The sequence below is a fragment of the Acinetobacter sp. T63 genome, assembly GCF_053852345.1.
Genome location: NZ_CM132659.1, coordinates 273560 through 294677, shown reverse-complemented (window position 1 = coordinate 294677; position 21118 = coordinate 273560). Strand labels below are relative to the sequence as shown.

At 46.8% G+C, this 21118-nt stretch carries 16 protein-coding genes and 5 tRNA genes; 1 reads left to right on the top strand and 20 read right to left on the bottom strand.

Annotated elements, in window-relative coordinates; all coding sequences use genetic code 11:
* Window positions 1-132: 132 nt before the first annotated feature.
* Both ACVLR6_RS01380 and ACVLR6_RS01375 read right to left on the bottom strand, forming a co-directional pair.
* The gene (locus tag ACVLR6_RS01380) at window positions 133-1500 is read right to left on the bottom strand and encodes a Na+/H+ antiporter family protein (RefSeq protein ID WP_005181697.1); all 1368 of its coding nucleotides are present in this window, start codon (window positions 1498-1500) and stop codon (window positions 133-135) included.
* Window positions 1501-1610: 110 nt separating this feature from the next.
* Window positions 1611-2486 (bottom strand): alpha/beta fold hydrolase, encoded by an 876-nt coding sequence (locus ACVLR6_RS01375; RefSeq protein WP_168383607.1) that lies wholly within the window; start codon window positions 2484-2486, stop codon window positions 1611-1613.
* Between the two features lie 134 nt (window positions 2487-2620).
* Between ACVLR6_RS01375 and ACVLR6_RS01370 the strand changes: the two genes are divergently transcribed.
* Window positions 2621-3103: a PaaI family thioesterase gene (locus ACVLR6_RS01370; protein WP_168405650.1), complete on the top strand. Its 483-nt coding sequence runs from the start codon at window positions 2621-2623 to the stop codon at window positions 3101-3103.
* 55 nt (window positions 3104-3158) lie between these two features.
* Here the strand turns inward: ACVLR6_RS01370 and ACVLR6_RS01365 are convergent, their stop codons facing one another.
* From ACVLR6_RS01365 to ACVLR6_RS01280, 18 genes are all read right to left on the bottom strand, one after another.
* Entirely contained in the window at window positions 3159-3515 is a 357-nt protein-coding gene (locus ACVLR6_RS01365; RefSeq protein WP_005181692.1) for a hypothetical protein, read from the bottom strand.
* 222 nt (window positions 3516-3737) lie between these two features.
* Window positions 3738-7928 (bottom strand): DNA-directed RNA polymerase subunit beta', encoded by a 4191-nt coding sequence (rpoC, locus tag ACVLR6_RS01360; RefSeq protein ID WP_455995691.1) that lies wholly within the window; start codon window positions 7926-7928, stop codon window positions 3738-3740.
* Between the two features lie 152 nt (window positions 7929-8080).
* Complete coding sequence (gene rpoB / locus ACVLR6_RS01355) at window positions 8081-12169, bottom strand: DNA-directed RNA polymerase subunit beta (protein ID WP_160243601.1); 4089 nt, start codon at window positions 12167-12169, stop codon at window positions 8081-8083.
* A 309-nt stretch (window positions 12170-12478) separates the two neighbouring features.
* Entirely contained in the window at window positions 12479-12850 is a 372-nt protein-coding gene (gene rplL / locus ACVLR6_RS01350; RefSeq protein WP_004774018.1) for a 50S ribosomal protein L7/L12, read from the bottom strand.
* 48 nt (window positions 12851-12898) lie between these two features.
* Window positions 12899-13405, bottom strand: coding sequence for a 50S ribosomal protein L10 (gene rplJ, locus ACVLR6_RS01345; protein ID WP_005181686.1), 507 nt, complete (start codon window positions 13403-13405; stop codon window positions 12899-12901).
* Between the two features lie 320 nt (window positions 13406-13725).
* Window positions 13726-14421, bottom strand: a complete 696-nt coding sequence (rplA, locus tag ACVLR6_RS01340) for a 50S ribosomal protein L1 (RefSeq protein ID WP_005181684.1) — start codon at window positions 14419-14421, stop codon at window positions 13726-13728.
* A 3-nt stretch (window positions 14422-14424) separates the two neighbouring features.
* The gene (gene rplK / locus ACVLR6_RS01335) at window positions 14425-14853 is read right to left on the bottom strand and encodes a 50S ribosomal protein L11 (protein ID WP_004868049.1); all 429 of its coding nucleotides are present in this window, start codon (window positions 14851-14853) and stop codon (window positions 14425-14427) included.
* A 118-nt stretch (window positions 14854-14971) separates the two neighbouring features.
* Window positions 14972-15505 carry a transcription termination/antitermination protein NusG gene (gene nusG / locus ACVLR6_RS01330; protein WP_005181681.1) on the bottom strand — a complete coding sequence of 178 codons (534 nt, stop codon included), beginning with the start codon at window positions 15503-15505 and terminating at the stop codon, window positions 14972-14974.
* A 7-nt stretch (window positions 15506-15512) separates the two neighbouring features.
* Window positions 15513-15953: a preprotein translocase subunit SecE gene (gene secE, locus ACVLR6_RS01325; RefSeq protein WP_005181678.1), complete on the bottom strand. Its 441-nt coding sequence runs from the start codon at window positions 15951-15953 to the stop codon at window positions 15513-15515.
* Window positions 15954-16025: 72 nt separating this feature from the next.
* A tRNA-Trp gene (locus tag ACVLR6_RS01320) sits at window positions 16026-16101 on the bottom strand.
* Between the two features lie 51 nt (window positions 16102-16152).
* Complete coding sequence (gene tuf, locus ACVLR6_RS01315; RefSeq protein ID WP_104513317.1) at window positions 16153-17343, bottom strand: elongation factor Tu; 1191 nt, start codon at window positions 17341-17343, stop codon at window positions 16153-16155.
* Between the two features lie 147 nt (window positions 17344-17490).
* A tRNA-Thr gene (locus ACVLR6_RS01310) sits at window positions 17491-17565 on the bottom strand.
* Window positions 17566-17580: 15 nt separating this feature from the next.
* Window positions 17581-17656 (bottom strand) — tRNA-Gly (locus ACVLR6_RS01305).
* A gap of 36 nt (window positions 17657-17692) precedes the next feature.
* Window positions 17693-17776 (bottom strand) — tRNA-Tyr (locus tag ACVLR6_RS01300).
* Between the two features lie 56 nt (window positions 17777-17832).
* A tRNA-Thr gene (locus ACVLR6_RS01295) sits at window positions 17833-17908 on the bottom strand.
* Window positions 17909-18006: 98 nt separating this feature from the next.
* Complete coding sequence (gene trpE / locus ACVLR6_RS01290) at window positions 18007-19500, bottom strand: anthranilate synthase component I (RefSeq protein ID WP_005181673.1); 1494 nt, start codon at window positions 19498-19500, stop codon at window positions 18007-18009.
* Between the two features lie 120 nt (window positions 19501-19620).
* Window positions 19621-20292 carry a phosphoglycolate phosphatase gene (gene gph / locus ACVLR6_RS01285; RefSeq protein WP_005181670.1) on the bottom strand — a complete coding sequence of 224 codons (672 nt, stop codon included), beginning with the start codon at window positions 20290-20292 and terminating at the stop codon, window positions 19621-19623.
* A 63-nt stretch (window positions 20293-20355) separates the two neighbouring features.
* Window positions 20356-21063: an FHA domain-containing protein gene (locus ACVLR6_RS01280; protein WP_005181667.1), complete on the bottom strand. Its 708-nt coding sequence runs from the start codon at window positions 21061-21063 to the stop codon at window positions 20356-20358.
* Window positions 21064-21118 lie beyond the last annotated feature (55 nt).

Below are 21118 nucleotides of genomic sequence, written 5' to 3'. Positions count from 1 at the left end.
TATTTTAAACGCTCTATAATATATATTTTAAATACATCTATTATTAGATTATCAGAATGATTATAAGATTTATTATAAATACATCTATGATTCAAAAAAAATCCCGGGATTTTATTCCCGGGATATTTCAGGTTAAAGCACCATGGCGGCAATCCAGCCAAAAATCATCAGCGGGATATTAAAGTGAATAAAGGTCGGCACTACACTGTCTTTCATATGGTCATGCTGACCATCCATATTCAGGCCTGAGGTTGGCCCCAAGGTCGAATCCGAAGCAGGTGAACCGGCATCGCCCAGTGCAGCCGCAGTCCCAATGATCGCAATAGTTGCTGCAGGACTAAAACCAAATTGAATACAGAGCGGTACATAAATAATCGCCAGAATCGGAATGGTAGAGAATGATGAACCGATACCCAGAGTAATCAGCAAACCAATCAACAACATTAAAAAGGCTGCAAGTGCCTGGCTATTACCAATCCAGTCAACCGACGCTTCAACCAGCGCAGAAACCTGTCCTGTTGCCTCAATCACGGCAGCAAAACCTTGCGCAGCAATCATAATAAAGCCAACCAGTGCCATCATCCGCATACCGGTAATAATAACATCGTCCGCTTCTTTCCACTTAAAGATCCCGGCACAGCTCAGAATCGCTACACCAACCAGACCGGCCAGAATCATCGAATCTGAATACAGCTGCACGCCAAGGGTTACCAGAATCGCAATGACTGCCATCCAGATGGTGAACGTCGCCACTTCAGGTTGACCTGATTTTTGTGCCACACCCATTTCAGCCGAAATGCTTTGCTGCTCTTCAATATGCACGTCTTTATATTCACGTGGCTTACGGTATGAGAAAAACACCGCTATCAGCAAACCGACAAACATCCCGAATACCGGAATGGCCATCGCTGTTGGAATCTGGTCATAGCTGATCTCAAATCCATACGGCTTGCCAAAGGTATTAATATTATGGCCCAGAATATCATTCAGGAAGATGGCGCCAAATCCGACCGGCACCAGCATATAGGTGGCCACCAGACCAAAGGTCAATAAACAGGCCACCAGACGACGGTCCAGTTTCAGGTGGTTAAATACCATCAACAATGGCGGAATCAGCACCGGAATAAAGGCAATATGTACCGGAATCACGTTCTGGGAGAATACCGCGGCAATGGCCACCACCAGGAAAATAAAGTATTTGACCCGGTTTTGCGCTTTCAGATCGGCCTCACCCTTTAAGGTGTGAATCATTTTATAGGCCAATAAATCAGGTAAACCTGAACGCGCCAGAGCCAGTGCAAAAGCACCTAAAATACCGTAGGCCAAAGCAATTTTAGCACCACCGCCCAGGCCATTATTAAACGCCTCTAAAGTACCTTGCAGGCCCAAACCAGCCAGCAAACCACCCGTAACGGCACCAATGACCAGTGCAAAAACAACAGGAACACGTGCCAACGACAGCCCGAACATGACTGCGATGGCGGCAAGAATTGCAAACATAAGAAAAGACGGATCGAGAAAAAACGCTATTTTATCAGAGATTGATCGCTATTTAGCTGCTGTTGTTGCGCTGTCCGATATTTGTCTTGACCTTGCCAGTAACAGTCAAATTAACTGCCTGATTTTGAAAATGCAAAATCCCGAAGATGTTGAGCAATCCGCTCCGGCTGGCTTAAAATTGCCCAGTGATTGGCCGCAATCTCCACTCGCTGGAAGTCTGCTGCCCAGTTCGGCACTTCATCAATCAGCTCCGGACTGACAAAGCGGTCTTCGGTCAGTACCACAGCCTGTACCGGACAAATCGCCACACGCTGACGTGGTTTGAGCAAACGCGGGATAAAATTGGCCCGATACAGATTGACGCCATATTGACCATCCTGCTGGATATTCGGGTTTAAGGCCAGACCCGAGCTTTGCTCCAGCTGCTGTAGCATTTTGCCCCAGCGCTCTGCACTCATGTATTGCCACACCGTCGGTGCCAGTAAGGGCAATTGAAACACAGCGATATACCAGGACTTGCCCAGCTGTTTTAAGAATTTAGTCTTACCCTGCTGTAACTGGGCACGCATCCAGAATGCAGCATGGTCCAGACAAGGCCCGGAAATGCTGCTGTAAGAAAGAATCCGCTGGCGAAACCGGGCATCGGTCACCGACTCCCAGGACTGAATTGAACCCCAATCATGCGCAGCCAGATGAAATGGCCGGTTGGGCAGCACTGCATCCACCACAGTCAGTAAATCTTCAGACAGGCGTGCCAGCCGATAATCATGAATATGCTTTGGAATGGAAGACTGACCGGCCCCACGCACATCATAGGTCACAATATAAAAATCCTGAATCAGCTGGGTAATAACAGCTTCCCAGACTTCCTGATTGTCGGGATAACCATGAACCAGTACCAGCGCCGGATTGTCCGGCTTGCCCCAGCTTTTGACATACAGGCGCTGCTGGTCTGAGGTATGAATCCACTGCGTATGAGCGTGCATGATGACATCCTGTTCTGTTTATGGGTGATTTCTTGTATTGGCTGTTTATTGGCAAGTGCAGTCAATCAAATCAATGCCACCTGCCGGTTTCTGTTCTAGTATGCAGATCAGTGCAATAAAAATAATTGACCCTTATGAGCCTTTTAAAAAAACTACAGACAATTCCGACCCTGTCCAAATTCCTGATCAATCGCTATGCCCCCTATCGCGGCGCCGGTATTGCGGTCGAGAAAATGGATCTGGCCAATTACCACATTCGTGTCAAAATGCCACTGACGCGTAAAAACCAGAATATTGTTGGGGTGCATTTTGGCGGTAGCCTGTATGCCATGGTCGATCCGTTTTATATGCTGCTGTTGATGCATCATCTTGGCTCAAAATATATTGTCTGGGATAAGGCCGCGACCATCCGCTTTCTAGCGCCCGGTCGCAGTATGGTCTATGCCGATATCCGCCTCAATGCCATGGAGGTCGCTACCATTCGGGAACTGGCCGAGAATTATGCACCGGTATATCGCAACTACCGCCTGAATATTTTTGATGAAGCCGGCGTACGTATTGCGGAGGTAGAAAAGACGGTATACATCCGCCGCAAAAAGCCGCATGCGGCCAGCTAAATAAAAAAGCGCTTATCTTTAAGCGCTTTTTTATGTGAGATCGTCTGCACCCGACTTAGCGGTTCTGCTCAATCGCGGCACCTGCACCGCCACCAATCGCACCACCAATCGCTGCACCAGTACTACCACCGAAGATGCTTTTACCTACCGCAGAACCAATTGCACCGCCGACGCCACTATAGGTCGCGTTACGGTTTGAACCATCCTGGGTTTTACTACCCACTGCTGCACCGGCACCACCACCAATGGCTGCACCTGCAGTACCGCCGACATTACCACCGACACCACCACCAATTGCACCACCTAAAGCAGCTGCACCAATACGCTGTTCATTTGGAGACATACTTTCACAACCGGCCAGCATAAAGGTAGATAAGGTGGCAGCTGCCATAACACCGATAACTTTTTTCATGATCGCTCTCCCCTGTTTTGGTCATAGCTTTAGCTTATTCGATATTGATGGGTCGAATCTGAGCAATATGTTACCAACTTGGTAACCAATAGAGGATTTATGTAAAAACACCCGCTTTGCAGCAGCAACCCGGCCCATCTAACGCCAAAGTACAGCGCGATACCCTTTTTTCAGGCATAAAAAAAGACGCCCGAAGGCGTCTCTTTGTGTCATTTCACCAGCTTAGAATTCCTGGTTAAATGCCTGACTTAATGCTTGGTCTACATCAGAGAAGTCATTTTGCAGTTCAAATTCTGCAGCTTCTGCTTCCTGACGACGACGCTCTAAGTGGTAAGCCAAACCTGTACCCGCTGGGATCAGACGACCTACAACGACGTTTTCTTTCAGACCACGTAGATCATCTTCTTTACCGGTTACAGCCGCTTCAGTTAACACACGTGTGGTTTCCTGGAACGATGCAGCAGAGATGAACGAATCCGTCGACAGCGATGCTTTGGTAATACCCATCAACTGGCGATCAAACTTCGCTGGGAACTTGTTCTGTGCAAGTACAGCCTGGTTTTCTTGAACCACGCGGATGTAATCCACCTGTTCGCCTTTGATGAAGCTGGTATCACCACCGTCAGTGATTTCAACTTTACGCAGCATTTGACGTACGATGACTTCAATATGCTTGTCGTTGATTTTTACACCTTGCAGACGGTAAACGTCCTGAACTTCGTTCACGATGTAGTTGGTCAACGCCACTTCACCTTTCAGACGTAAGATGTCATGCGGGTTTTGTGGACCATCAGAAATGGTTTCACCACGGTTCACATGCTCGCCTTCGAACACGTTAATGGTACGCCATTTCGGAATCAGCTCTTCGTAGATCTCAGAACCATCATCCGGAGTAATCACCAGACGGTTCTTACCTTTGGTCTCTTTACCGAAGCTCACGATACCTGACACTTCTGCCAAAATCGCATGCTCTTTTGGTTTACGTGCTTCGAACAAGTCAGCAACACGTGGCAGACCACCGGTAATATCACGGGTACGTGAAGATTCTTGTGGTACACGACCAATAACGTCACCGACACCAATGGTTTCGCCATCGCGAACCGAAAGAATGGTGTTTTGTGGCAGGAAGTAGAACTGTTCACCACCATCCACGGTATCTAATACAACAGCAGGACGCAAATCTTTACCTGATGCAGGACGTGAAGTCACTGGCAGGATTTCGATCGTTGACATACCTGTTGCATCATCAGTTTTCGACGTTACAGTCACGCCATCAGCGATCTGGCTGAAACGTACTTTACCAGCAACTTCTGTTACCAATGGATGTGTATGCGGATCCCAAGTTGCCACGATACCGCCAGCTTCTACCGCTTCGCCATCTTTCAGCAAGATAGACGCACCGTAAGGCAGTTTATAGCGCTCGCGCTCACGACCTAAGTCATCTGCAATACCAATTTCACCTGAACGAGAGGTCGATACCAGGTGACCTTTGGCATGTTGTACAGTTTTCACGTTGTGGAAACGTACGGTACCTTTGTTTCGTACTTGAACACTGTTGGCAGCCGAAGTTCGGCTTGCCGCACCACCCACGTGGAAGGTACGCATGGTTAACTGTGTACCTGGCTCACCAATTGATTGTGCCGCCATAACACCCACAGATTCACCTGGGTTCACCAAGTGACCGCGTGCAAGGTCACGACCATAACATTTCGCACACACACCGAAGCTTGATTCACATGATACTACTGAACGTACTTTCACTTCGTCGACACCTTGCTCTTCCAGGAAGTTGGCAAGTTTTTCGTCAATTAAGGTGTTACGTGGCAGGATCACTTCATCTGAACCGGCTTTCTTCACGTCTTCAGCAACCACACGACCCAGTACTCGCGTACCCAGGTTCTCGATCACGTCACCGCCCTGAATAAATGGTGTCATCACCAGACCAGCCATGGTGCCACAATCTGGCTCAGTGATCACCAAGTCTTGCGCAACGTCAACCAGACGACGCGTCAGGTAACCCGAGTTCGCAGTTTTCAGTGCAGTATCGGCCAAACCTTTACGCGCACCGTGCGTTGAAATGAAGTACTGAAGTACGGTCAAACCTTCACGGAAGTTCGCCTTAATTGGCGTTTCAATGATCGAGCCATCCGGCTTCGCCATCAGACCACGCATACCTGCAAGCTGACGAATCTGAGCTGCCGAACCACGGGCACCAGAATCCGACATCATGTAGATCGAGTTGAATGATTTCTGCTTCTCGTCTTCACCCTGTTTGTTTTTCACAGTAGTGAAAGACAAGTTGTCCATCATCGCTTTCGCTACCTGGTCATTGGTACGTGCCCAGATATCGACGACTTTGTTATAACGTTCACCAGCAGTGACGAAACCTTGTTCGAACTGTTGTTCGATTTCACGAACTTCAGCTTCTGCCTTGTCAATGATCGCCTGTTTGCTTGGTGGAATAACCATATCTTCCATACCAACCGATACACCTGAACGCGTCGCTTGACGGAAGCCCAAGTACATTAATTGGTCAGCAAAGATGACCGTGTCTTTCAGACCCAGTTTACGGTAGCAAGAGTTGATTAACTTAGAGATGTTTTTCTTGGTCATCTCAACGTTAATTTGCTCGAAGCTCAAACCTTCTGGCACAACTTCCCACAGCAGGCAGCGACCTGGTGTGGTGTCTACAACAATAGTTTGTTGCTCACGCTCACCGTTGTCATTGATGACAGTTTGGTATACACGCGCTTTTACGCGAGCGTGCAGATCAACCTGACCGGTTGCAAGGGCACGGTTAACTTCATGCGTATCTGCGAACACCATGCCTTCACCTTTGGCATTTACCGCATCACGGGTGATGTAGTAAAGACCCAAGACCACGTCCTGAGACGGTACGATGATTGGCTCACCGTTGGCTGGAGACAGAATGTTGTTGGTCGACATCATTAACGCACGCGCTTCTAATTGCGCTTCAAGTGTTAATGGTACGTGTACCGCCATCTGGTCACCGTCGAAGTCGGCGTTGAACGCAGCACAAACGAGCGGGTGCAGACGGATCGCTTTACCTTCAATCAGGATCGGTTCAAACGCTTGCAGACCCAAACGGTGAAGGGTTGGCGCACGGTTCAACATCACTGGATGCTGACGAATCACAGATGCAAGAACGTCCCAAACTTCTGGCGTCTCGCGCTCAACCATTTTCTTCGCAGCTTTAATGGTAGTGGCTTGACCAGACGCTTGCAGTTTCGCAAAGATGAACGGCTTGAACAGTTCCAGCGCCATTTTCTTCGGAAGACCACATTGGTGCAAACGTAAAGTAGGACCTACGGTAATCACCGAACGGCCTGAATAGTCAACACGTTTACCCAACAAGTTCTGACGGAAACGACCTTGCTTACCTTTGATCATATCGGCCAAAGATTTCAGCGGACGTTTGTTCGAACCGGTAATTGCACGACCACGACGACCGTTATCAAGCAATGCATCTACAGACTCTTGTAACATACGTTTTTCGTTACGTACGATGATGTCTGGCGCTGCAAGGTCAAGAAGACGCTTCAAACGGTTGTTACGGTTAATCACACGACGGTAAAGGTCGTTCAGGTCAGACGTTGCGAAACGGCCACCTTCAAGCGGAACCAGCGGACGAAGGTCTGGTGGAAGTACTGGCAGTACATTCATTACCATCCATTCTGGCTTGTTGTTCGACTCTTTGAACGCTTCCATCAATTTCAAACGCTTAGACGCTTTTTTCAGTTTCGTCTCAGAGGTTGTTTGTGGAATTTCTTCACGCAGGCGTGAGATTTCATTTTCAAGATCGATGTCTTTTAACAGGTCCTGAACTGCTTCTGCACCCATTTTCGCTGTGAATTCATCACCGTGCTCTTCCAACGCATTGAAGTATTCTTCATCGTTCAGAAGCTGGTATTTCTCAAATGGAGTCATACCTGGGTCAGTCACTACATAAGATTCGAAATACAGAACACGTTCGATATCACGTAAGGTCATGTCTAATAACAGACCGATACGGCTCGGCAGTGATTTTAAGAACCAGATGTGTGCTACTGGAGAAGCAAGCTCAATGTGACCCATACGTTCACGACGAACTTTTGCAGTTGTTACTTCAACGCCACATTTTTCACAGATGACGCCTTTGTATTTCATACGCTTGTATTTACCACACAAGCATTCGTAATCTTTGACTGGACCAAAGATTTTGGCACAGAACAAACCGTCACGTTCTGGTTTGAAGGTACGGTAGTTAATGGTTTCAGGCTTTTTAACTTCACCATGAGACCACGACTTAATCATTTCTGGTGACGCAAGACCAATACGGATGCGGTCAAACTCTACAGGAGCATGACCGTCTGAGTCCGTCTTTTTGCGCATGATATCGAGCAAGTCTTTCAATTTTTTTCTCCGTGTGCCGGTAAGATTTTCACTTTCCGACTGGGTCACAAATATTGTTTTTTAACTGAATTTTAATCTCCCTCAGTCCCCCTTTGTTAAGGGGGAAGCCCCTCTTTTATAAAGAGGGGTTTGGGGAGATTTAATGGAGATTCTTAGTCACCATTTTTCAGTTCAATGTTGATACCTAAAGAACGGATCTCTTTGGTCAATACGTTGAACGATTCAGGCATGCCCGGATCCATATAATGGTTGCCATCTACAATATTCTTATAGATGCGGGTACGGCCTTCAACGTCATCCGACTTCACAGTGAGCATTTCTTGAAGCGTATAAGCTGCACCGTATGCTTCCAGTGCCCAGACTTCCATCTCACCGAAACGCTGACCACCGAATTGTGCCTTACCACCCAGCGGCTGCTGTGTTACTAATGAGTAAGAACCAGTTGAACGCGCATGCATCTTGTCATCAACCAAGTGGTTCAGTTTCAGCATGTACATGTAACCAACAGTGACAGGACGGTCGAAACGCTCACCCGTACGGCCATCATACAATACGGTTTGACCGGTACGTGACAGACCCGCAAGTTCAAGCAAGTCTTTGATCTGACCTTCTTCAGCACCGTCAAATACAGGTGTTGCCAATGGAACACCAGCACGCAGGTTGCCAGAAAGCGCCAAGATTTCATCATCCGTCAGGCTGTCAAGATCTTCTTGCTCGCCGCCCACCTTGTTGTAAATCTTGTCCAAGAATTCACGCAGTTCAAGAATGGTGCGCTGTTCTTTCAGCATCTTGTCGATCTGATCACCCAGACCTTTGGCTGCCATACCTAAGTGCGTTTCTAGAATCTGACCCACGTTCATACGCGATGGTACACCAAGCGGGTTCAGTACCACGTCTACCGGCACACCGTTGGCATCGTGTGGCATGTCTTCAACCGGCAGAATGTTGGATACAACACCCTTGTTACCGTGACGACCCGCCATCTTATCACCTGGCTGGATACGACGTTTCACCGCAAGGTAAACCTTAACCACTTTCAGTACGCCAGTGGTCAGTTCATCACCTGTAGACAGTTTGCGTTTCTTCTCGGCGAATTTCTCGTCAATTTCAAAGCTCTTCTCTTTCAAGAAGGTTTGAATTTGCGTTAAACGTTCCGCAATCGCTTCGTCACTTGGCTGGATTTCAAGCAGATCAACCAGTTCAAGACCAGACAGCATATCTTCAGACAGTTTGTCGCCACGTTTGGTGCCGCCACCGCCATTTGATTCCTGACCTTTTAACAGACGGACAATACGTTCACGTGCTGCTTCTTCGAAGATTTTGTATTCTTCTTTCAAGTCTTTACGGTATGCATCAAGCTGCGCTTTCTCAATCGCCAGTGCACGTTCGTCTTTTTCCAGACCATCACGGGTAAAGACTTGAACGTCGATGACTGTACCTTTTGTGCCCGATGGAACACGTAAAGAGGAGTCTTTCACATCCGCTGCTTTTTCACCGAAGATGGCACGAAGCAGTTTTTCTTCAGGCGTCAACTGAGTTTCACCTTTTGGTGTTACTTTACCCACCAGGATGTCACCGGCAGTCACTTCTGCACCGATGTAAACGATACCTGATTCGTCCAGTTTAGACAGCGCAGCTTCACCGACGTTTGGAATATCAGCCGTGATTTCTTCAGCACCCAGTTTGGTATCACGTGCAACACATGACAGTTCCTGAATGTGAATCGACGTTAAACGGTCTTCTTGAAGCACACGCTCAGAAAGCAAGATCGAGTCTTCGTAGTTGTAACCATTCCAGGTCATGAACGCCACGCGCATGTTTTGACCCAGGGCCAGTTCACCGCCATCTGTCGATGGACCATCCGCCAGGATGTCACCACGTGCAACTTTATCGCCTAAACGTACCACAACGTTCTGGTTGATACAGGTGTTCTGGTTTGAACGCGTGTATTTGATTAGGTTGTAGATATCTACACCTGCTTCACCCGCGATCATTTCATCTTCATTCACGCGAATTACGATACGTGATGCATCAACAAACTCGATCACACCACCACGGCCTGCAACCACACACACACCTGAGTCACGTGCCACGTTGGCTTCCATACCGGTACCAACCAGCGGTTTGTCCGCGATTAGTGTAGGTACGGCCTGACGTTGCATGTTGGAACCCATCAATGCACGGTTGGCGTCATCGTGTTCAAGGAATGGAATCAGTGATGCTGCAACAGAAACCACCTGCTGAGCAGATACGTCCATATGGGTCACTTTTTCAGGTGACATACGTACGAATTCACCGTGGTGACGTACAGAAACGAATTCTTCAGTCAGGTTACCGTCCTGATCTACAACCGAGTCGGCCTGTGCAATCACGGTACCCACTTCTTCAATCGCAGACAGATATTCAACTTCGTCTGTTACACGACCATCAACCACTTTACGGTATGGCGTTTCCAGGAAACCGAAGCTGTTGGCTTTCGCGTAAACAGATAGCGAGTTGATCAAACCAATGTTTGGACCTTCAGGCGTTTCAATTGGACATACACGACCATAGTGAGTCTGGTGTACGTCACGCACTTCGAAGCCTGCACGTTCACGGGTCAAACCACCAGGACCAAGCGCCGATACACGACGTTTGTGGGTGATTTCAGACAATGGGTTGTTCTGGTCCATAAACTGAGACAACTGGCTCGAACCAAAGAATTCTTTGATTGCAGCCGCCACTGGCTTCGCATTGATCAGATCTTGCGGAGACAGGTTGTCAGTTTCAGCTTGTGATAGACGCTCTTTTACAGCACGCTCAACACGTACCAGACCCACACGGAACTGGTTCTCGGTCATCTCGCCCACTGAACGAACACGACGGTTACCCAAGTGGTCGATATCGTCGACTTCACCTTTACCGTTACGGATTTCAACCAATGTTTTCAGTACATCCGTGATGTCTTCGTTCGACAGGATGCCTTCAACTTCGCGCGACTTCTGGTCAGTACCCACTTCATAAGGACGACCCAGACGACGGTTGAACTTCATACGGCCGACTGGTGACAGGTCATAACGCTCAGAAGAGAAGAACAGGTTGTTAAACAGGTTCTCAGCTGCTTCTTTAGTTGGTGGCTCGCCTGGACGCATGACTTTGTAGATTTCAACCAGTGCTTCTTCACGACCTGTAGTCGTATCGGCACGTAGCGTATCTGCAATGAATGAACCGCGGTCGATGTCGTTGGTGAACAGGGTATTGAACTGCTTCACGCCGCCTTCAGCCAGCTTCACCATCACTTCATGGCTTAACAGTGTGTTGGCCGGAATCACATCGCCATCTTTCAGCACGATGTCTTCGGCAGTAATGCGCTCATACAGGTATTCATCCGGCACTGACAGTTTGGTCAGACCAGAGGCTTCCATTTGACGAACATGACGTGCGTTGATACGCTTACCTTGTTCAACAATGACTTTACCATCGGCATCAGTGATATCGAATTGTGCCATTTCGCCACGCAGACGTTCTGGAATCAAGTCGATCTGATAGCTACCCATATCCAGGTAAACAGGAACTTTTTCGTAGAACAGGTCAAGAATCTGTTCGTTGTTATAGTTCAGGGCACGCAGAACCACAGTCGCCAGTAATTTACGACGACGGTCGATACGTACATAGACTAAATCTTTGGCATCAAATTCAAAGTCTAACCATGAACCACGGTAAGGAATAATACGCGCTGAATACAGCACTTTACCGCTTGAGTGAGTCTTACCTTTGTCATGGTCAAAGAATACGCCTGGTGAACGGTGTAATTGCGATACGATTACACGCTCGGTACCGTTGATCACAAAAGTACCGTTATCCGTCATCAATGGCATTTCGCCCATATAGACTTCTTGTTCACGTACGTCTTTGATTGATTTCGTTTCACGATCTTTCAAGATCAAACGAATTTTAACGCGCATTGGTGCCGCATAAGTTGAGCCGCGAAGAATACATTCGCGCACATCAAACTCTGGTTTACCAAGACTATACTCAACAAATTCTAAAGCAGCATTGCCAGAATAACTTTCTATAGGAAAAACTGAACGAAATGCGGCTTGGAGACCGATATCTTCGCGGTTTTTTGGAGATTTGCCATCTTGCAAGAAAGTACGGTACGAGTCGACTTGAATCGCCAACAGGTACGGTGCTTCCATGACTTGGGGCAATTTACCAAAATTCTTACGGATCCGTTTCTTTTCGGTATATGAGTATGCCATCTGGAGTCCTCGGAAAGTAAACCAAGCCCGCCTGCAGAACGGGCTCAGAAGGAATTACGCAGGCCGATATGGCCACCACTCTTTACAAATGCTGCAATTTTTAGTGGTATTAAAACGCTTAACAATATTTTTTAACATTGAAAAATATTGGTAAGCGTTTGATTGTTATCTTTATTTTTAATTTGTATGAAATTTATATCATGCAAACAAAAATCGAGCCGATTATTGTAACGCAAAAAGGCTGATGACCCAAGAGCCATCAGCCATTTTTTGGAGTCGATTATAAAAAAATCGACTCCGCTTAAGCTATTACTTAAGTGTAACTGTAGCACCAGCTTCTTCAAGTTTCTTCTTAAGCTCTTCACCTTCTTCTTTAGAAACGCCTTCTTTAAGTACTGCTGGAGCACCTTCAACCATGTCTTTCGCTTCTTTAAGACCAAGGCCAGTCGCTTCACGAACTGCTTTAATTACTGCAACTTTGTTTGCACCGAAAGAAGTCAACTCAACGTTGAATTCAGTTTGCTCTTCAGCAGCAGCAGCGCCAGCGCCTGGAGCAGCAGCAACTGCAACAGCAGCAGCAGATACGTTGAATTTCTCTTCGAAAGCAGAGATCAGTTCAACAAGTTCAAGAACAGTTTTTTCAGCAACTGCGTTTAAAATTTCTTCGTTAGTTAAAGCCATGAGAATAACTCCAAATGGAAATTGAATGGTGTGTAAATTGATTTAAGCTTAAGCTGCTTCTGACTCGTTTTTCTCTTTGAGTGCTGTAATAAGGCGACCCAATTTCGAAATAGGAGCTTGAAGAACGTTTGCAAGCATAGTAAGCGCTTTTTCTTGGTTCGGAAGATTTGCAATCACGCTAACTTCAGCACCTTCATAAACCTTGCCGTCAAATGCAGCAGCTTTAAGTTCAAATGCTTTGTTTGTTTTAGCGAAATCTTCGAACAAGCGTGCAGCTGCACCCATGTCGTCTTCAGAAGTCGAGAAAGCTAAGATTGTTGGACCAACAAGAGTTGCATTCAAGATATCGAATTGAGTACCTTCGAATGCACGCTTAGCCAAAGTATTACGCACGATACGAGTCGTAACACCAAGCTTACGCGCTTCAACACGTAAAGCAGTTAATTGCTCAACGGTTAAACCTTGATAGTCAGCAACAACAGCAGAGAACGCGCGAGAAGCAACTTCGTTTACTTCTGCTACGATCTGTTTTTTGTCTTCGATAAGAAGAGCCATTGTAAAACCTCCTAACGGTGATTTATGTACCCACAAGGGATACACTCCCAATTCGTGAATTCATCACTGAACTCACACGCGGAGGAGGAATAAATCACACCACCGCGTCTACGCAGGCTGGGATTTTAAGAGAAGAGCATAAAACTCCCCTCGCCTGAGGTCTTTGACGCTGATAAATTCTCATTTACCAATTCAAAGTCCGCCTGAATGTCCCCTCTCCTTTCAGGAGAGGGCTAGGGAGAGGTTTAACCCTCATCCCAACCTTCTCCCAGAGGGAGAAGGAGACCTTTCAGGACTTTAAAATTCTGTCTAAGTTAAACTTAGTTAGAAACGTTGTTTACATCAACAGTCAGACCAGGACCCATAGTTGAGCTTAGAGTGATCTTTTTGATGTATACACCTTTAGAAGTCGCAGGTTTTGCTTTCTTCAGGTCAGCTACAAGAGCTTCAACGTTTTGACGAACAGCTTCAGCAGTGAAACCTACTTGACCGATCGCAGCGTGGATGATACCCGCTTTGTCTACACGGTAACGTGCTTGACCAGCTTTTGCATTTTTAACTGCAGTTGCTACGTCAGGAGTAACCGTACCCACTTTAGGGTTTGGCATTAAGCCACGTGGACCAAGGATTGTACCTAATTTACCTACAACGCGCATTGCATCTGGAGCAGCAATTACTACGTCAAAGTCAAGGTTACCCGCTTGGATGCTTTCAGCCAGGTCATCAAAACCAACTACGTCCGCGCCTTCAGCTTTAGCAGCTTCAGCAGCAGCGCCTTGAGCAAATACAGCTACACGTACAGTTTTACCTGTACCTGCAGGAAGTGTAGTCGCGCCACGAACAACCTGGTCAGATTTACGAGGGTCAACACCTAGGTTTACAGATACATCCAAAGATTCTTTGAATTTAGCTGCAGGAAGGCTGTTAAGAACTTGTACTGCTTCTTCCAAAGTATAAACTTTGTTTGCTTCTACAGCAGCAGCAATGGCTTTTTGACGTTTAGTTAACTTTGCCATGTCTTATAGCTCCACTTCCAAGCCCATAGAACGTGCAGAACCAGCGATGGTACGTACACGCGCGTCTAAGTCAGCACCAGTTAAGTCTGGTTCTTTCGTAGTCGCGATCTCTTCTAACTGAGCACGAGTCAACTTACCAACTTTAGTTTTGTTTGGTACAGCTGAACCCTTCTGGATACCAGCAGCTTTCTTAAGCAGAATAGCAGCAGGTGGAGTTTTCATGATGAATGTGAACGACTTGTCGTTGTACACAGTGATCACTACTGGAATTGGAAGACCAGCTTCAACTTTTTGTGTCGCAGCATTGAATTCTTTACAGAATGCCATGATGTTAACACCACGTTGACCTAGTGCAGGACCAATTGGTGGAGATGGATTTGCTTTACCAGCTGGAACTTGCAGCTTGATATAGCCGTCAATCTTCTTAGCCATTTTCAATTACCTCTGGGTACAAACGCCGCTAGGCTCCCCAATGATTTCTAAGTAACGATACCGTTACAACAACAATGCCCGATCCATAACAAATCGGGCGTTTTCAACCAGCAGTGAATTAAACTGATTTTTCGACTTGGCGAAATTCCAGCTCAACCTGTGTTGGTCGATTGAATACATTAATCGTCAACGTTAAACGCGACTTGTCGTAAAGGACTTCTTCCACCACGCCTTTAAAGTCGGTGAATGGACCGTCAATTACCAGTAATTCTTCGCCTGGTTCAAACATCGTCTTCGGACGAGGTGCTTCACCAGTATTGCGTACACGTGCAAGAATCGCATCAGCTTCACGCTGCGTAATTGGCGCAGGTTTTTCCGGTGTACCACCAATAAAACCTAATACTTTTGGACATTCTTTTACAATGTGCCAAGTATCATCATTCATTTCCATTTCGACTAGCACATAGCCCGGAAAGAATTTACGCTCAGATTTACGTTTCTTGCCATCCTTCATTTCTACCACTTCTTCGGTAGGAACCAGGACTTCACCAAAGCTATCGGCAACAGCGCTACGCTGGATTCGATCATTAAGCGAACGCATCACTTGTTTTTCATAACCAGAATAGGCATGAATAATGTACCAACGTTTCATAGCTCTCTTACCCGATAATAAATTTAATTGCCCAACCTAAAACGTAGTCAAAACACCACAATAAAATGGATGCTACAACTACAACTGCAAGTACGTGCCAAGATGTGGTCACTGTCTCTTGCTTGGTTGGCCAAGTCACTCGACGCAGCTCGATTCGTGAATCTTTCAATAAACGAACAAAGCCTTTGCCTTGATGGGTGGCGTATAATAAACCTAAAGCCACTACGATACAAGCCAAAATTACCCCAACGCGCACCCAAATATCATTTGCCGGTGCCCAGTACGCTGGTAGATGCTGATTCACCATGGTTGCCGCAATGAATAAAATCAAGGCGATAATCCACAACACGTAGTCTAATGGAGAACCCGAATTTACAACTTCAGCAGGATTATTTCTTTGAGGAATTGGCGCTTCGCTTAATGCGTCACGCGATTTATCATTCGACATTTTTGTACTCGTCGTAGGATTCGCGACTTATTATATGACCAGTTTTGCCAGCATCAAGCTTTTTTTGAAAAATGGCAGGCCAGGAGGGACTCGAACCCCCAACATTCGGTTTTGGAGACCGACGCTCTACCAATTGAACTACTGGCCTGTAGAACAAGCCGAAATCCGCAAACTTCGGCTTGTGAAACTTATTTTATAATTATGCAGTTACTTTAGCAACTACACCCGCACCTACAGTACGGCCACCTTCACGGATCGCGAAGCGTAAACCAGCGTCCATTGCGATTGGGTGGATTAATTCTACTGACATTTCAACGTTGTCGCCTGGCATAACCATTTCAACGCCTTCTTTCAGCTGGATCGCACCAGTTACGTCCGTAGTACGGAAGTAGAACTGTGGACGGTAACCATTTAAGAATGGAGTGTGACGGCCACCTTCGTCTTTAGAAAGTACGTATACTTCTGCGTCGAATTTAGTGTGCGGCTTGATTGAACCTGGTTTAGCAAGTACTTGACCACGTTGAACTTCTTCACGCTTAGTACCACGTAGAAGAACACCACAGTTCTCGCCAGCACGACCTTCGTCAAGAAGCTTACGGAACATTTCAACGCCAGTAACAGTTGTTTTCGCTGTATCTTTGATACCAACGATTTCAACTTCTTCACCAACTTTAACGATACCAGTTTCTACACGGCCAGTTACAACTGTACCACGACCAGAAATAGAGAATACGTCTTCGATTGGCATCAAGAATGCTTGATCGATTGCACGTACTGGCTCTGGAATGTAAGAGTCAAGTGCTTCAACAAGAGCAACAACAGCGTCTTCGCCATATTGACCTGATTCACCGTTAAGTGCTGCAAGAGCAGAACCACGGATTACTGGAGTGTCATCGCCTGGGAAGTCGTAAGTAGAAAGAAGTTCACGAACTTCCATTTCAACTAATTCGATTAACTCTTCGTCGTCTACGATATCGCATTTGTTTAAGAATACGATGATGTAAGGTACACCTACCTGACGAGAAAGAAGGATGTGTTCACGAGTTTGTGGCATTGGACCATCAGTCGCTGAACAAACAAGGATCGCACCGTCCATCTGAGCAGCACCAGTGATCATGTTTTTAACATAGTCGGCGTGACCTGGGCAGTCAACGTGAGCGTAGTGACGAGTTGGAGAATCGTATTCTACGTGAGAAGTGTTAATTGTAATACCACGTGCTTTTTCTTCTGGAGCAGAGTCGATTGCAGCGTAATCTTTCGCTTCACCACCGAATTTCTTCGCACATACAGTTGCAATTGCAGCTGTTAAAGTTGTTTTACCATGGTCAACGTGACCGATTGTGCCCACGTTAACGTGTGGCTTATTACGTTCAAACTTAGCCTTAGCCATGTTTATTTTCCTCGTTTACGTCGAACACAATCTGAGTAATACCCAGCCTCGACATATCGCCTAAAAACTAGACACCTAATACTTAAAAAGCAGACTAAATAGCCTGCTTTCTTTAAATCTCATGCAACCAAGTTGCCAAACTGTATCTGGAGCTCTTATCGAGATTTGAACTCGAGACCTCTCCCTTACCAAGGGAGTGCTCTACCACTGAGCTATAAGAGCGATCATCTTCGATGATGGAGCGGGAGACGAGGATCGAACTCGCGACATGCAGCTTGGAAGGCTGCCGCTCTACCAACTGAGCTACTCCCGCACATTGTTGGTAATGTACCACTTCATTCGAAGTTAATGGTGGTGGGAGAAGGATTCGAACCTTCGAAGCTTACGCGGCAGAGTTACAGTCTGCTCCCTTTGACCGCTCGGGAATCCCACCAATATCACACTTATTGCAGTGCTCGTTCTTTACTTCACATCTCGAATTCTCTAAGATGGTGCCGGCACACGGATTCGAACTGTGGACCTACTGATTACAAGTCAGTTGCTCTACCAACTGAGCTATGCCGGCGTTTCTTAGTGTTTCGTACGTTTCGTATCGGAACGGTGTGCAGTTTAGCAAAACTTGAAATCTGTGCAAGTGTTTTTTTTAAAAAAACCGTCAAAAACTCATAAAATCAAACCATTTGATGATAATTCAACCGCTTTGATCACTGCGCGAGCTTTTATTTGGGTTTCATTCCACTCAGATTCAGGATTTGAGTCGGCAACAAGGCCTGCGCCAGCCTGCACATAGACCTTATTTTCACGAATAACACAGGTCCGAATCGCAATCGACATGTCCATTTCGCCATGCCAGCCTAAATAACCAACAGCACCACCAAAAATTCCACGTTTTACTGGCTCAACTTCGTCAATAATTTCCATGGCACGGATTTTTGGTGCCCCAGAAAGTGTGCCTGCCGGGAAAGTTGCCTTAAAAACATCCAAGGCATCAACATCATCACGCACTTCACCCTGCACATTGGACACAATATGCATGACATGCGAATAACGTTCGATCACCATTTGATCAGTCACCTGCACTTTGCCAATTTTTGAGACGCGACCAACATCATTACGACCCAAGTCAATCAGCATTAAATGCTCAGCAATCTCTTTTTCATCAGAAAGTAAATCTTTTTCCAAGGCCAGATCTTCTTCTTTGGTTTTACCACGTGGACGTGTGCCAGCGAGTGGACGCACGGTGGCAATACCATTTTCCAGACGTGACAGAATTTCCGGCGATGAACCGACAATATGAAACGGGGTGTTATTGTCCAAGGTTCGCCCTTGCACCAGGAACAGATATGGTGATGGATTAAGGTGACGTAAAGCGCGATAGACCTGTAACGGCTCACCATCAAAGTCAGACACCATACGATGTCCCGGCACCACTTGCATGACATCACCAGCACGGATGTATTCTTTAACCTTCTCAACCGAAGCAATAAAGTTGTCATGCCCAGTTAAAGATTCAAAATGCGGTGCCATATGAGTCTGTGCTTGCAGATTCACCGGTGTCGCCAGCAACTGCTCCAGCGCATCCAGTTGTGCCTGTGCTTTCTGATAGGCATCAGCATCATTACTATCGGCGTGCACAATCAGGAATAAGGTATCTTTTAAGTTGTCAAACACGATCACGGTTTTAGACAGCATCATCCAGATATCTGGCAGGCCCACCGGATCGGCGTCTGGAATATTGTTCAGGCGCGGTTCGATATAACGCACGGCGTCATAGCCAAAGTAACCGACCAGTCCACCAGTAAAGCTTGGCAACGCCGGTAAATCGGCCTGTGTTGGCACTTTAAACTGGGCCTGGAAATCACGGATAAACTGGAAAGGATCACTACACGGCTGCTGTAGCAGTTCGCCATTGGCCTGCTGAATGGTCAACCGCCCTTCATTGCAGGAAAACACGGTTGACTCGCCCAGGCCAATAATCGAATAGCGCGCCCAGTTTTCACCACCTTCAACAGATTCAAACAGGTAAGCCTGTTCATGCTCTTTTAAACGCGCAAACACAGACAATGGGGTTTCGGTATCGGCCAGACGCTGACGGTAGACAGGAATCAGGTTATAGCCGGCAGCTTGCAGTTGTTGATATTGGGCTTGAGTGGTCATGTTGAATCTCTTTCATTTTCGCGGGGTCATAGGAAGGTTGCTGGTAGGTGCTGACTTAGTGACGCCATCGAAAAACTACACAATCACTCATTGCGGTGTCCTTTTACATCTATTCTTACATTAGGAAGCTAATAATTCTGTCAGATTATCCACCACTTGCTGCGGCTGACAATCATAAATACTCTCGCCATGATTATAGCCATAGCTGACTACAATACAATCAATACCGGCACGACGTGCGGCTTCCACATCATTGGAAGAGTCGCCAATCATCAACACTTGGGATTTTTCTACCCCAAAGGTCTCAACACAGTGCAATAACTGGCGTGGATGCGGTTTACGTTCGCTAAACCGATCACCACCAATCACATCAACAAAATAATGGCTCATGTCCAGTGCATCTAAAATGGCGCGTGATGGCAGCTCGGGCTTGTTGGTGACACAGATCATTTTTTTCTGCTGCTGTTTGCCCCATTCCAGAAACTCCAGAATTCCGGCAAAAGGCTGGGTATCCAGACAAGGATCGGCATTGTAAATTCCTAGGAAAGTTTCCAGCAGCTGCTGATGCTGATCGGGATGCACCTCTCCGGTTAAATGCAGCAAGGTGCTGTGACAAAATACCGAGGTGCCTTTGCCAATCCAGGTGCGTACCTGTGCTTCGGTGACCATGGGCAGCTGCAAGGCATTCAGGCTCATATTCATGGCACGATACAGATCGGTGGCTGAATCGACCAGCGTGCCGTCCAGGTCAAATAAAATCAGCTCACGGGTGTCAAGTTTGGCCACAGACATTTTGGTCCTCTCAAAAAATAAAGGCATGCCAAAGCATGCCTCGATTGTATGCTGTGTCGCGGTTTATTTAAACAACAGCCAGGCAATAATTGCCAGGATCACCAGCACAATAATGGTCATCAGGCCAACAGAGGCATTTTTCTGCTGCTCTTTTTCCTGCTCAACGCGTGATACAGGCTGCTCAACCGGTACCGGTTGTGGCTCTGGGGTGGCCGCGCTTAAATCGGTCCCTTCAGGAATTGGGGCCGGTTTTGGTACACCGACATTGGTTGGCATGCCATCACGTGTCAATTGTACCGATGCATCACGCTCTTTCAGCTCAGGCATACCCTGATCATTCATCTGCTGTGCCGGCGTTTTCACTGCTACAGTTTCTGTCGGCTCGGCTGCAGTAGCGGTTTCCACCACATCCAGCTCAGGAATCTGTTCTACTTCGGTGCCTGCAGGCGCAAGCGGCTCATCTGCCAACAGTTCCGGTTTGGCTGGTGCCAGGACTGAAAATTTAAAGCTGGCAAACTGGACAATATCACCTTCATGCAACGGAGTTTCCTGCTCAATCCGCAGGTCATTCACAAAGGTGCCATTGGATGAATTTAAGTCTTGTACCCACAGGTCTTCAGCTTTCAGTAACAACGCAGCATGTTTGCGTGATACTTCAGCCGACTGCAGCACCACATCAGCTTCCTGATGACGCCCCACCAGCATGTCACGATCAACACTAATTTCCTGCCCGGTAAATTCACCCGTAATTGCTTGTAATTTCCAAGTCATAGCGAACTTCTCTTTAAATTTTTGCCCATCATAACATGCTCAAAACCAGATTCCA